13 protein-coding genes and 1 pseudogene are annotated in these 13,065 nt (G+C 72.5%); 3 read left to right on the forward strand and 11 right to left on the reverse strand.

Going from position 1 to position 13,065, the window contains the following annotated elements; all coding sequences use genetic code 11:
• The first annotated feature begins 12 nt into the window (after positions 1-12).
• Positions 13-783, forward strand: a complete 771-nt coding sequence (locus GTY84_RS12035; protein WP_161226179.1) for an SDR family oxidoreductase — start codon at positions 13-15, stop codon at positions 781-783.
• Positions 784-916: 133 nt separating this feature from the next.
• Here GTY84_RS12035 and GTY84_RS12040 read toward each other — a convergent pair whose 3' ends face one another.
• The 3 genes from GTY84_RS12040 to GTY84_RS12050 are packed head-to-tail and all read right to left on the reverse strand — an operon-like array spanning position 917 to position 3,479.
• Positions 917-1,594 carry a 3-oxoacid CoA-transferase subunit B gene (locus tag GTY84_RS12040; protein WP_161226180.1) on the reverse strand — a complete coding sequence of 226 codons (678 nt, stop codon included), beginning with the start codon at positions 1,592-1,594 and terminating at the stop codon, positions 917-919.
• Positions 1,591-2,286: a 3-oxoacid CoA-transferase subunit A gene (locus GTY84_RS12045; protein ID WP_161226181.1), complete on the reverse strand. Its 696-nt coding sequence runs from the start codon at positions 2,284-2,286 to the stop codon at positions 1,591-1,593. The genes GTY84_RS12040 and GTY84_RS12045 overlap by 4 nt, the downstream gene beginning before the upstream one ends.
• A complete protein-coding gene (locus GTY84_RS12050; protein WP_161226182.1) occupies positions 2,283-3,479 on the reverse strand; it encodes a thiolase family protein in 1,197 nt (398 codons plus the stop codon). The genes GTY84_RS12045 and GTY84_RS12050 overlap by 4 nt, the downstream gene beginning before the upstream one ends.
• A gap of 71 nt (positions 3,480-3,550) precedes the next feature.
• Here GTY84_RS12050 and GTY84_RS12055 point away from each other — a divergent pair, with 71 nt between their 5' ends.
• Positions 3,551-4,432 (forward strand): LysR substrate-binding domain-containing protein, encoded by an 882-nt coding sequence (locus GTY84_RS12055; RefSeq protein ID WP_161226183.1) that lies wholly within the window; start codon positions 3,551-3,553, stop codon positions 4,430-4,432.
• Positions 4,433-4,554: 122 nt separating this feature from the next.
• On the opposite strand, the gene GTY84_RS12060 is transcribed toward GTY84_RS12055, so the two are convergent.
• A complete protein-coding gene (locus GTY84_RS12060) occupies positions 4,555-4,815 on the reverse strand; it encodes a hypothetical protein (protein WP_161226184.1) in 261 nt (86 codons plus the stop codon).
• Positions 4,816-5,179: 364 nt separating this feature from the next.
• Positions 5,180-5,392 (reverse strand): annotated as a pseudogene (locus GTY84_RS12065) (chloramphenicol phosphotransferase); the annotation flags it as partial.
• 500 nt (positions 5,393-5,892) lie between these two features.
• Here GTY84_RS12065 and GTY84_RS12070 point away from each other — a divergent pair.
• On the forward strand, positions 5,893-7,371 hold the full coding sequence (locus GTY84_RS12070) for a choice-of-anchor A family protein (protein WP_345943413.1): 1,479 nt from the start codon (positions 5,893-5,895) through the stop codon (positions 7,369-7,371).
• 260 nt (positions 7,372-7,631) lie between these two features.
• Here the strand turns inward: GTY84_RS12070 and GTY84_RS12075 are convergent, their stop codons facing one another.
• From GTY84_RS12075 to GTY84_RS12100, 6 genes are all read right to left on the reverse strand, one after another.
• Positions 7,632-8,438: a glucose 1-dehydrogenase gene (locus GTY84_RS12075; protein WP_161226185.1), complete on the reverse strand. Its 807-nt coding sequence runs from the start codon at positions 8,436-8,438 to the stop codon at positions 7,632-7,634.
• Positions 8,439-8,480: 42 nt separating this feature from the next.
• A complete protein-coding gene (locus GTY84_RS12080; protein WP_161226186.1) occupies positions 8,481-9,170 on the reverse strand; it encodes a GntR family transcriptional regulator in 690 nt (229 codons plus the stop codon).
• Between the two features lie 74 nt (positions 9,171-9,244).
• On the reverse strand, positions 9,245-10,030 hold the full coding sequence (locus GTY84_RS12085) for an acetoacetate decarboxylase family protein (protein WP_161226187.1): 786 nt from the start codon (positions 10,028-10,030) through the stop codon (positions 9,245-9,247).
• A gap of 96 nt (positions 10,031-10,126) precedes the next feature.
• Positions 10,127-10,879, reverse strand: coding sequence for an amino acid ABC transporter ATP-binding protein (locus GTY84_RS12090; protein WP_161226188.1), 753 nt, complete (start codon positions 10,877-10,879; stop codon positions 10,127-10,129).
• Position 10,880: 1 nt separating this feature from the next.
• Positions 10,881-11,981 carry an amino acid ABC transporter permease gene (locus GTY84_RS12095; protein ID WP_161226189.1) on the reverse strand — a complete coding sequence of 367 codons (1,101 nt, stop codon included), beginning with the start codon at positions 11,979-11,981 and terminating at the stop codon, positions 10,881-10,883.
• A 2-nt stretch (positions 11,982-11,983) separates the two neighbouring features.
• Positions 11,984-12,856: an ABC transporter substrate-binding protein gene (locus GTY84_RS12100; protein WP_161226190.1), complete on the reverse strand. Its 873-nt coding sequence runs from the start codon at positions 12,854-12,856 to the stop codon at positions 11,984-11,986.
• Between the last annotated feature and the right edge of the window lie 209 nt (positions 12,857-13,065).

Consider the following 13,065-nt stretch of genomic DNA (forward strand, 5'->3'; position numbering starts at 1 on the left):
GGGGACACCGTCATGGGACGCCTGGAGAACAAGACCGCTCTGATCACCGGTGCCGCGATGGGCATGGGCCGGGCGACCGCGGAGCTCTTCGCGGCCGAGGGCGCCGCCGTCGCGGTCACCGACCTGGACGAGACCCGGGGCCGCGAGACCGTCGCGGCCATCCGCGCCGCCGGCGGGACCGCGGAGTTCTGGAGCCTCGACGTCGCCCGGGAGAGCTCGGTGAAGGAGGTCGTCGACGCCGCGGCACAGGAGTTCGGCGGCCTCGACATCCTCGTCAACTGCGCCGGCATCATCGGCGTCGACAAACCGACCCACGAACTCACCGAGGCCGAATGGGACGCCCTGTTCGCGGTCGACGTGAAGGGGGTCTTCTTCTGCACCAAGCACGCCATCCCGCACATGATCGCCCGGGGCGGCGGCAGCATCGTCAACTACTCGTCCATCTACGGGATGATCGGCAACGACGAGTTCACCGCCTACCACGTGGCCAAGGGCGCGGTCTCGATGCAGACCAAGCAGGACGCGGCCACCTACGGCAAGTACAACATCCGCGTGAACTCGGTGCACCCGAGCACCGTCCTGACCCCGCTGGTCGAGGGCATCGCCGCCGACTTCCCCGGCGGCCTGCCCGCCTACGAGGAGCACATGACGGGCAACCAGTCGCTGCGCCGCCTGGGCCGCCCCCTCGACGTCGCCTACGGCGTCCTCTACCTGGCCTCCGACGAGGCGGACTGGGTGACGGGCGTGAACCTGCCGATCGACGGCGGCTACACCGCGCGCTGACCGGCCCGGGGCGGGGCCGCACCGGCCCCGCCCCGCCGCCGGCCCGCCCGCCGGCGCGGGCATCCGCGGGCGGGCACACATGAGGGCCCGGACCACCAGGGTGGTCCGGGCCCTCACATGATTCCCGCGCCGGTCAGCGCAGTTCGACGCCGAGGCGGGAGCGCAGCTCCGCGACGGTGGTGCCGTGGGTCTCCCGCACATGGACCCCGTCGGGCCGCAGGTCGAAGGTGGCCAGCTCGGTGTAGACGCGGCTCACGCAGCCGACGCCGGTGAGCGGATAGGTGCACCGCGGGACCAGCTTGGGCGCGCCCGACTTCGTGAAGAGCGTCATCATCACGTAGACCTCCTTGGCCCCGATGGCCAGGTCCATCGCACCGCCCACGGCGGGGATGTCGTCGGGCCTGCCGGTGTGCCAGTTGGCCAGGTCGCCGCCGGTGGAGACCTGGTAGGCGCCCATCACGCAGACGTCCAGGTGACCGCCGCGCATCATGGCGAAGGAGTCCGCGTGGTGGAAGTACGCCGCCCCCGGCAGCTCGGTGACCGGGACCTTGCCCGCGTTGGTGAGATCGGGGTCGACCAGCTCCCCCTCGGCCTTCGGCCCCATGCCGAGCATGCCGTTCTCGGTGTGCAGGACGACGCCCAGCTCCTCGGGCAGGTGGTCGGCGATCGTGGTCGGCCGGCCGATGCCGAGGTTGACGAACGACCCGGCCGGGATGTCCCGCGCGATCACCGCGGCCACCTCGTCCATGGTCAGCGGCCTCCCGGCGGACGGGTCCGCCGGGCCGGCCGGAAGGGTCGTACCGGTGCTCATCGTGCCCCCTGGACGGTGTAGTGGCGGGTGTCGACCCGGACGATCCGGTCGACGTGGACGGACGGGGTGACGACCGCCTCCGGGTCCAGCCCGCCGAGCGGGACGACCTCGCCGACCTGGACGATCGTCGTGGCGGCCGCGGTCGCCATCACCGGGCCGAAGTTCCGGGCGGTCCTGCGGTAGACGAGGTTGCCCATCGGGTCCGCACGGTGGGCGGAGATGAGCGCGTAGTCGCCCCTGATCGGGTACTCCAGCAGGTAGTCCCGCCCGTCGATGCGGCGCACCTCCTTGCCCTCGGCCAGCGGGGTGCCGACCGCCGTCGGGCAGTAGAACGCGCCGATCCCGGCACCGGCGGCCCGCATCCGCTCGGCGAGGTTGCCCTGCGGCACCACCTCCAGCTCGATCCGCCCCTCACGGTGCAGCGCGTCGAAGACATGGGAGTCGACCTGCCGGGGGAACGAGCACATCACCTTGCGGACCCGGCCCGCCGCGAGCAGCGCCGCCAGCCCGACATCACCGTTGCCGGCGTTGTTCGAGACGATCGTGAGGTCCTTCGCCCCCTGCCGGATCAGGGCGTCGATGAGGTCGAACGGCATCCCCGCCAGACCGAACCCGCCGACCAGGACGGTCGACCCGTCCTCGATCCCGGCGACGGCCTCGTCGGTGGACTCCACAACCGCGGCACGGCTCACTTCGACACCTCCGTGTTCTCCAGGACGACGGCCAGCGCCTGGCCGACACCGATGCAGATCGCGGCCACGCCGTACCGCTCACGGCGCTCGCGCAGGACGGCGGCCAGCGTCCCCAGGAGACGCCCGCCCGAAGCACCCAGCGGATGCCCGATCGCGATGGCCCCGCCGCGCTGGTTGACGATCCCGGGATCGCGCAGACCGCGTCCGGTCCACGCGTCGACACAGGCCAGCGCCTGCACCGCGAACGCCTCGTTCAGCTCGACCGCGCCGACCCGGCCCCAGTCGATGCCCGCCCGCGCCAGCGCGCGGTCGGCCGCCTCCACCGGCGCGTAGCCGAACTCCCGCGGGTCCAGCGCCATCGCGCCCCGGCCGACGATCCGGGCGAGCGGATCGCACCCCAGGACCTCCGCCGCCGACTCGTCGCCCAGCAGCACCGCGGAGGCGCCGTCGGAGAGCGGCGAGGCGTTGCCCGCGGTGATGGTGCCCTCCGGCCGGAACGACGGCTTCAGCGCGGCGAGCTTCCCGGTGCTGGTGTCCGCCCGGATGCCCTCGTCGCGCTCCAGACCGCCGGCCGGGGTGACCAGCGCGTCGTAGAAGCCGTCCTCCCACGCCCGGTGCGCCAGCCGGTGGGAGCGCACCGCGAACTCGTCCTGCCGCTCACGGGAGATCCCGAACCGCTCCTGGAGCTGCTCGTTGCACTCGCCCAGCGAGACCGTCCACTCCTTCGGCATCAGCGGGTTCACCAGCCGCCAGCCCAGCACCGTCGACACGGCGGCCGTGTCACCCGCCGGGAAGGCCCGCGACGGCTTGGGCAGCACCCACGGCGCCCGCGTCATCGACTCGACGCCGCCCGCGAGCACGATCCCCGCGTCACCCGTCTCGATCATCCGCGAACCGGCCATCGCCGCGTCCAGGCCCGAACCGCACAGCCGGTTGACCGTCGTGCCCGGCACCCCGGCCGGCAGCCCGGCCAGCAGCGCCGCCATCCGGCCGACGTTGCGGTTCTCCTCCCCGGCGCCGTTGGCGTTGCCCCAGACGACCTCGTCGATCGCACCGGGATCCAGGGACGGTGTCCGCGCGAGCACACCGCCGATCGCGGCGGCCGCCAGGTCGTCGGGCCGGATACCGGCCAGCGCCCCGTTGAACCTGCCGAACGGCGTCCGTGTCGCGGAGTAGAGGAATGCACTGCTCATGCACTCGACGCTAGACCCGGGCGCCAGTATCGTGAAGTATCCATATCCGCCCCGATTGAGACACGAGGACTATGGATCTGCGGAGACTGCGCTACTTCGTCGCCGTCGCGGAGGAACGCCACTTCGGACGCGCCGCCCAGCGCCTCCACATGGCCCAGCCCCCGCTCTCGCAGGCGATCCGGCAACTCGAGGACGAACTCGGCGTCCTCCTGCTCCGGCGCACCACCCGCCGCGTCGACCTCACCGACGCCGGCCGCGCCTACCTCGGCCGCGCCCGGGCCATCCTCGCCGACGTCGACGAGGCCGCCCACCACGCCCGCCGGGTCGCCGCCGGCGCGGTCGGCCACCTCACCCTCGCCTGCGTGGGCTCCGCCACCTACAGCCTCCTGCCCGCCCTCTCGCGCCACCTCGCCACCGAACTGCCCGGCATCGACTTCTCCTTCCGCGGCGAGATGCTCGCCCCGGACCAGGTCGAGGCGCTGCGCGGCGGCACCATCGACGTCGCCCTGCTGCGCCCGGTCGCCGCCGACCCCTCCCTCACCGTCCACACCCTGCGCCGCGACCGCCTCGTGGTGGCGCTCCCCGCCGAGCACCCCCTCGCGGCACGCGCCCGGGTGCGCGCCGCCGACCTCGCCGGCACCGACCTGATCGTGCACGCGGCCGACCGCCACTCGGTCATGCACGGCGTCGTCCTCGGCCTCCTGCGCGAGGCCGGCGTCGACCCCCGCATCCGCCACGAGGTCGGGGAGACCTCGACTCTCATCACCCTCGTCGCGGGAGGGCTCGGCGCGGCGGTCGTGCCCGAACCGGTGACCGCGCTCGCCCTCGACGGCGTCGTCTACCGGCCCCTGGTCCGCCCGGCGGCGACGATCGACCTGGCCGTCGCCCACCGCGCCGACCGCACCGAACCCCACCTGGCCCGCGCGGTCGAGGCCGTCCGCCGGCTGTTCTGACCGCCCCGCGGCCCGCCCCCGTGAACCGCCCCGCGGCCCGCCGCCCGGCGCGCCGACGCGGTGCCGACCGGGGAAGGGGCCGGGCCGGGGGAGGGCCCGCCGCCCTGACGGCCCGTGACGGCTCACGGCCCGGGCGGCGCCGAGGGGGCGCCGGGGGAGGGGTGCGACGGACCGGCCGGCGGGGGCGGCACCTCCGGCGGGCCCGTCTCCGCACCCGTGAAGAGCAGCACCAGCGCGGTCACCACGGCCGCCGCGACCATGATCGCCTCCGCGGGACCGCCGGCCGCCGCGGGCTGCCCCGGCGAACGGCGGTGGACCGCGTACCCCACGAGACAGGCGATCACGAGGATCGCGAGGTGCACGCCCTCGATGTGTACCGTCATGACGGGCCTCTCCGGTTCCGGGGGCCCGCCGCCCAGGACCCGTGAGAATCCAGGCGGCCGGCCCCGGCCAGGGCCCCGCGGACGCGCGGCCCCACGCCCCCTCCGAAGAGGCGCGCGGACCCCCGGACACGCCGAGGACCCACCTCCCGATGCGGAGCGTGGGTCCTCTGTCGTTGACGAGAAGATGATCGGATCCCGGTTCCTTCAAACAGTGAAGTGCGTCACAGAAGGCGCGGCCGCGGCGGCCGTACGGACACGGGCCCGGCACCACGGACGGGAGAAGGGGGCCCCGACGGGCGCCCCGACGGCCTCCCGGCGACGCCCCGACGACGCCCCGCCGGGCGCCCCCGGGCCCGCCCGGCGCTCACACGCCGTCGGGCAGATGACGCCGTCGCAGACGGGTGAAGGCGGAGGGGCGGGGAGGGCACGCGAGGGCCTCCTTGATCCGCAGCGCGCACGCCCGGGGGTCCGCCGCACCGGTGTCGCACTCCACGTCGTACTCCCCGTGGGCGTGCACCGGGCCGTACTGCCGGGCCGCGAGCCCCGCGGGACGGTCACCCCGGGCCGCCTCGCTCCGGGTGGCGGAACGGCTCGGCTTCACCCCCCTGCGCGAGGACACCCTCTTCGGCGGCCCGGTCACCGTCCACTCCCTGGACAGGCCGGCCGCCCCCTGACGCCCCGCCCACGCCCACGCGGACGGGGCGTCAGGGGGCAGGGGCGCGGCACCGGCGCCCCCGTCCCCCGCCCCGGGGCGTCAGGCCGCGGAGGCCCCGGACGGCCGCCCGCCCCGGCGGGGGACTCCCGTACGGGTCCATCACGGAACGGAGGGGCCCCGCCGCCCGGGTCATCACTTTGTCGGGGGCCCCGCCCCGGCCGGTGCCCCTCCCGCGCACCGTCCGCGGCGCCCGACGGCCCGTCAAAAATGTGCACGTCAAAGCGAATACGCGGAGTCGCATGACCTGGACGTTTCAGGGTGTTTCGCATCACTATCACCCCGGCGAGGTGACTCTCTGTGAGATGTGCTGCATATTGACCCGTATGAGGATATATAAGCTGAGACGCGGTGGCGGAAGAACCGTGCGCGTCGCGGTGGCCGTGACCGCGGCGGTGGCGATGACCGGCGCGCTGGCGCCCGCGGCCGCGGCCGCTCCGCTCCCCGGAGGGCTCGGCCCCTGCCTGGGGAGCGACTGCCCCACCGACTGGCCGGGCCTGAACAACGGTCCCGTCACCCACCACGACGGCAACGTCAACATCTTCGTCGGCGGGGACTTCCTGGTACGGGAGGCCGCCGCCGAGGCCGAGGGCAAGGCCGTCGTCCTCGGCGACTTCGACATGGACAAGCGCGCGGGCGTCTCGCAGATCTACAACGTCGGCGTCGCGGGCGTCGGCTCCCGGGTGCCGCCGCCCGACGGCTCCGACTACCTCACCGTGGGCCGGGACCTGACCGTGGCGAGCGGCGAACGGCTGCTCGCCGAGGAGGGCACCAGCCACGGCGTGGTCAAGTACGGGCGGAACCTGAGCGGCACGGTCTCCCCGGACCCGGTCAAGGACGCCGACGCGGTGGCCCCGTACACCGCCCTGCGCGGCCGGCTCACCCTGGCCAGCCAGTGCTACGCCTACGACGACGGCAAGGACCACCGGCGCCCGGCCACCGGGACGGTGGAGGACGCGGGCCACGAGAGGGTCTTCACGGGCGACGGCACCTCCGCTCTCCAGGTCTTCTCCCTGGACGCCGACCTGGCGAACGCCCAGGGCGGCGCGCAGGACATCAGGTTCGAGAACATCCCGCAGGGCGCTACGGTCCTCGTCAACATCTACGGCGCGAGCCGCGCCATCAGCACGCTGATGGACGCCCTGCCCCAGACGGGGCTGCGCGAGCGCCTGATGTGGAACTTCCCGGACGCCACCGAGATCCGGCTGAGGGGGGCCGCCCAGTTCCAGGGCAGCGTGCTGGTCGGCGACCCGTCGAGCATGACGACGCTCTCGATGAGCGGCACCAACGGCCGCTTCTACACGGCCGGTTCACTGACCCACACGTCGGAGGGCCAGTCGGGCGGCCAGGAACTGCACGCCTATCCCTTCGAGGGCGACCTGCCCGGCTGCGACGAGGGGTCCACGCCGGAGCCGACCGGTTCCCCGGACCCGTCGGAGAGCCCCGACCCGGGCGGTTCCCCGGACCCGTCGGGCAGCCCCGACCCGAGCGGTTCCCCGGACCCGTCGGAGAGCCCGGACCCGAGCGGTTCCCCGGACCCGTCGCAGGGGCCCGACCCGAGCGGTTCCCCGACGCCGTCGGACACCCCGACGAGCCCGCAGCCCACTGCCTCCCCGGGCCTGCCGTCCGCCCCCGGCGGCTCCGAGGGCCCCAACGGCCCCGGCGGTTCCGACGGCTCCGGCGGTCCGGACGGGTCCGGCCCGGACCAGTCCGGTTCCGACGGGTCGCTCGCGAGCACCGGCGCGGGGTCGGACAACTGGCTGCTGGCCGCCACCGGGGCCCTGCTGGTCGCGGTCGGATCGGCGGCCGCCGTGGTGGTCCGCAGGACGCGCCGCCTGGGCTGAGGCGTGTCCGCGCCCCGGGCCTCCCGGCGGCGCGGCCGCGCGTGCCTCCCCCGCCGCCGGGACACCCGGCCGGCGGGGGAGCGGCCGTCACCGGCCGGGTGCCGCTGCCGTCGCGAAGGCGGCCGGACCGGCCGTGTCAGCCTGCGGAGCGCGGGTGGGACCGGGACTTGTCCCGGCACGGCGCGGTGAAGCGGGAACTCACCGGGACGGCCGGCCGGCCGTGGCGGGAATCCCCGCCCTCCGGGGCGGTGGAGCGGAAGTCAGAGCGACACCACCCAGCCGCCGTCGACCGTGAGCGTGTGGCCGGTCACGTACGCGGAGGCGTCCGAGGCCAGGAAGACCACCGCGCCCGCGAGGTCGCCGGGTTCGCCGATGCGCCCGAGCGGGATGTGGGTGGCGACGAGACGGTCCTCCTCGGCCCGGTCGGGCAGGAGGTCCGTGGTCATGGCGGTGCGCATGTAGCCGGGGGCGATGGCGTTGACCCTGATGCCGTACCGGCCCCATTCGTAGGCCATGTTCTTGGTGACCTGGACGACGGCGGCCTTGGAGGCGTCGTAGACCGAGGAGCGCTCGCCGTCGACCACGAGGCCGCCGATGGAGGCGAGGTTGATGATCCGGCCGCCCCCGCGTTCCCGCATGGCGCGTGCCGCGCGCTGCGCGGTGAAGTAGGTGGCCCGCAGATTGACGGCGAGGGTGGTGTCGAACTCCTCGGGGGTGGCCTCCAGCGCGCTGTTGCGCAGGGAGACGCCCGCGTTGTTCACCAGGACGTCCGGGAGGTCCCCGGCCGCCTCCAGGGCGTCGAAGGCGGCCTCGACGGCGCTCGTGCTCGTGGCGTCGAGTTCCAGGGCCGAGCAGTCGATTGACCGTCGTGCGAGGTACGCGCGGGTCTCCTCGGCGGCGGCCGGGTGGAGGTCGGAGGCGATGATCCGGGCGCCCGCCGTGCCCAGGGCCTCGCACTGGGCACGGCCCAGGCCGCCGCCGGCGCCGGTGACCAGGGCGGTCCGGCCGGCCAGGGAGAAGAGGCCGGGCGGGCCGGCGGGCGGGGCGGTGGCGTGATCGGCCGGCATGGGACGGTACTCCTCGGGTGGGGCCGCGCGGGGCGGCGGTGCCTACAGTCCGTAGTCGGTGAGGATCCGCACGACGTTCTGGGAGTCGTGCAGGACGTGTTCGCGGATGTGCTCGGCGGCGGCCCCGGTGTCCTGCCGGACGATGGCCTCGGCCAGCGGGCGGTGGTCGACCGCGGTGCCGCCGGGGGAGGTGACGACCTTCGAGCAGAAGTACCACTGGCGCAGCGCGAGGTTGAAGTGGATCTCGGCGGTGGCCGCGAGGTGCACGTTGCGGGTCATCGCGTACATCGCGCGGTGGAACGCGGCGTCCAGGTCGATGCACTCCTGGAGGTTGGCGGTCTCCGCCTGCCGTTCGGCGAGTGCCAGCAGGCGCTGCTTCTCCGCGTCCGATCCGCGGCGGCAGGCCAGGACCGCGGCGAGCGACTCCAGTTCGAGCCTCAGCTCGGTCACGGAGCGGGAGTTCTTCAGGGCGATGTCGGTGGCGTAGGTGCCGCTGCGGGGGTACACCACCACGAGACGTTCGAAGGCGAGCCGTCTGATCGCCTCGCGGACGGGGGAGGCCCCCAGGCCGAGCCCGCTGCGCAGCTCCGGCTCGCTGAGCCGTTCCCCGGGCATGATCTCGCAGCGCACCAGGCGTGAGCACAGGGCGTTGTAGGCCGAGGTGCTGAGCAGGCTCGGCGGGGACGCCTCACCGTCGGCCGCTGAATCGCCGACGACCTTCACGGAACACACCGGACGACCTCTCTTGTGGGGGAGGGAGCCAACGGCAGGGCCGTTGGCGCCGTGGGCGGTTGACTGGGAGCAGGCTACGGGGTGGCCGCGGCCCGGGTGTCCTGTGCCGCGGGGGCCGCGAGCAGGTCGTCGATGACGGTGGAGATGCCGTTCTCGACGGTGCAGGCGTAGTCGCCGACGGAGTACTCGCCGCCGAGGACCTCCACCAGTTCCAGTTCGACGCCGTTGACGGAGAGGGCCGGGGAGAGGTCGACCTCGGCCGGGCCGAACGACTTGTGCCGCAGGACGAAGTCCTTCGAGGTGTCACGGGAGATGATCTCGAAGGTCTTGAACCCGGGCCCGTTCGCCTCGGGGAGCGCGTGGACCTGGAGGTGCGGGTACAGGCGCATGTCCGACCAGGCGTCGGCGGAGTGGCCCTCCCGGGCCGACATGGCGATGCGGAAGATCTGGGACCCGGCGCGGGTGACCGTGCCGCGGGCGCCGTCCTCGTCGTCGGTCAGCTCGATCTCGGCGTACTGCTTGGGGTAGCCCCACACCTCGCGGCCGAAGGCCACGCTCCAGTGCTGGTCCTCGAACTCGAAGAAGTAGGTCACCGCCGTGGTGCCCTTGTAGCGGACCGGGATGACGATCCCGGAGTCGTAGAAGGCGCCCGGGGTGGCGTTGCCGAAGTCCGCTATCTGCACGACGAACCGGTCGTCGGCCGGCTCGAACGGCGTGGGCTCCAGCAGGGCGGCGAGGTTCGCGGCGTCCCCCCGGCAGTAGACGGAGAGGGTCCGCAGGTCCTTCGACCAGTACGGCTGGTCGCCGCCGGGGTAGCCGAGGTACTTGAAGAAGTTCTTCACGTCGTAGGGCTGAGGCATCGTCAACTCCCGTTGTCCATAGGGTTCTCGTGCGAAAGGGGGCCGGTGGCCGCAGGGGTGCGGCGCGGCGGGAGGGAGGGGCCGGCGGGCGGTCCCTCAGTTCCGTCCCGCCTCGTGGATGCGGCGCAGGAAGTTCTTCAGTTCGGGGCTGCGCGGCTCGTTGAAGATCTGCTCGGGCGGGCCCTGCTCCAGGATGTTCCCCTTGTGCAGGAAGCAGAGCTTGGAGGAGATCTCCCGGGCGAAGGGCAGTTCGTGGGTGGTCATCATCATCGTGATGCCGTCGTCCGCCAGTTCGCGGACGAGGTTGAGCACCTCGATCACCAGCTCCGGGTCCAGGGCCGAGGTGATCTCGTCCAGCAGCAGCACCTCGGGGCGCATCAGCATGGCCCGTGCGATCGCCACCCGCTGCTGCTGTCCGCCCGAGAGCTGTTCGGGATAGGCGTCCGCCTTGTCCCCGAGGCCCACGCGTTCGAGCATGACGCGCGCGTCGGCCTCGGCCCGTGCCTTCGTGGCGACCTTGGCGCGGACGGGGGTGAGCGTGCAGTTGCGCAGGACGGTCATGTGCGGGAAGAGGTTGAAGCTCTGGAACACGATGCCGACCCGGCGGCGCAGCCTGACCAGGTCGACCCCGTCGCCGGAGACGACGTCCCCGTTGAGCGAGATCCTTCCGCCCTGGATCGGTTCGAGCCCGTTGACGCAGCGCAGGAGCGTCGACTTCCCGGACCCGGACGCGCCGATGAGGGTGACGACCTCGTTCCGCTCCACCGAGAGGTCGACGCGGTCGAGGACCGTGGTGGCGCCGTACTGCTTCGTGACCTCTTCCAGGGCCACATGTGCGGTTGTCGTCATGTCAGACTCTCTTCAGCTTTGTGCCGGAGCGCGCCAGCAGGTAGTCGACGAAGCGGGTCTGCGGGATGGTCACGAGGACGAAGACGAAGCACACGGCGGTCACCGCGGACAGGTTGAAGTCGTTGGCGGAGTAGATCTTCGCCTGGCTGAAGGCGTCGATGATGCCGACGACGATGACCAGCGCCGTGTCCTTCTGCAGCCCGATGAACTGGCTCAGCATGGGCGCGGCGATGTTCCGCGACATCTGCGGCAGGATGACGAACCTGAGCACGTCCGGCTGCGAGAGGCCCATGGAGAGCGCCGCGGAGGTCTGCCCCGGGTTGATGGACTCGATGCCGGCGCGGTACAGCTCGGCGTTGTACGCGCTGTAGGTGAGCGCCAGGGCGATGATGGCGTAGACGACCGGGTCGCCCTCGCTGAGCACCGGCACCTCGGTCAGGGGCAGTCCGAAGCAGACCAGGTAGATCAGCACCACGGACGGGATGCCGCGGAACACGTCGATGTACGCGATGGCCAGCACCCGGACCGGCCAGAAGCCCTTCCCGGGCAGGAGCCGCGCCACGGCGAGGAGCAGGCCGAAGGTCATGGCGAGGAGCTGGGCGCCGACGGCGATCTGGATGTTGATGAGGAGGGCCCCGAAGACGTCCCCCAGGCTCCGGGTCATGAACGACATGTTGAAGAAGGTCTTCTGGACCGCGCCGTCGTTGGTGAAGACGAGCAGCCCGGCGACCGCCACGACGGCGACGAAGCCCGTCAGGCCCAGGGAGGACACCGAGGCGTTCCTGGACCGGGCGGCCGCGACCCGCGACTCGGTGTGGCGCCCGGCCTCCCACTCCTCCTCCGAGAGCCGGTTGCGCTGGTGGGCCAGCAGCAGCGGCCCGCCCAGGACGAGCACCGGCAGGACGGCACCGGCCAGGAGCCTGGGCATCGGTCCGGTCAGCAGGGTCCCGGCGAACTGGTAGCACAGGACGGCGGTCAGCAGGGCGAGGACCGCGGCCGCGCCGAGGTATCCCGAGGTCCGCAGCGGACGGGCCGGGGCTGAGCCCTCCGCGCCGGGCGCGGACCCGTCGGCGGTGCCCTTGTCGAGGGTTGCCGCGCTCATGCTCAGGCACTCCAGTCGGGGAGCGCGTTCGGGTCGCCGCCGAGGATCGGGTTGAGCCACTTGTCCATGATCGCCTTGAGGGTGCCGTCCTTCTCCATGTCGGCGAGGATCGCGTTCACCGCCGCCACGTTCGGCGACCCCTTCGGGAACAGCGGCGCGACGTCGCCGCCGACCGGGTACCTGCCGACGACCTCCAGCTTCCCGTCCGACTTGGCGGCACGCGGCATCACCGTCGCGGTGTCGTTCAGGGCGGCGTCGATCTGGCCGGAGAGCACGGAGTTGAAGAGGTCGTCGTTGGAGTTGAACACCCGGACCTTCCCGGGCTTCAGGGTGTCCTCGGCGAACTTCAGCTGGAGCGACCCCGCCAGCACGCCGACGGTCGCCTTCTTGATGCCGGACCGGGAGATCCCGGAACCGGTCTTGGTGAGGACACCGGTCTCGTAGGTGTTGTACGGGCTGGCGAAGTCGACGGCCCTGCGGCGCTCCGGGGTGACCAGGATGTCCCACACCGCGAAGTCGAAGTTCGACGTCTTGGCCGTCACCAGCGCCTCGAAGGAGGCGTTGACCAGGGTGATCTTCTTCAGGCCCGCCCGGTTGGCTATCTCCGCGTCGAGGCAGTACATGTAGCCGCCGTCGATGGAATCCAGCGTGTTGCCCCGGTATCCCGCGGGGAAGGGCAGCGAGGCGGCGACGGTCAGCTCGCCGTCCTTCCTCGTCTTCATCTCGTGGACCGGGGGATTCTCGGTGACCTCGCAGTCCCCGAACGGCTTCGCCCGGTTCTCACCGTCCGCTCCGTTCCCGCCGGAGCAGGCGGTGAGCGCGACGAGGGCAGTGGCGATGGCCACGACGCCGCTGATTCTCGGTGACTTCTTCATGTGCGACCTCTGTGGAGGATGGCTTCGGAGTACGAAGAGCAGCGCGAGTCCACGCCATGCACTGCCGCGCGAACCTTGGAACATCACTGACATGTCAGTGATGTGTGACAGAGGCTATACATGGGTGTGTGTTTTTGGCCAGGGTTTGGCGATAAGTGGATGTTGACGCAGTGTCACGGCGTCACGCTGCCCGATTCCGGACCGGAGGG

Origin of the sequence: Streptomyces sp. SID8352 (genome assembly GCF_009862265.1) — a bacterium.
Taxonomy (GTDB): Bacteria; Actinomycetota; Actinomycetes; order Streptomycetales; family Streptomycetaceae; genus Streptomyces.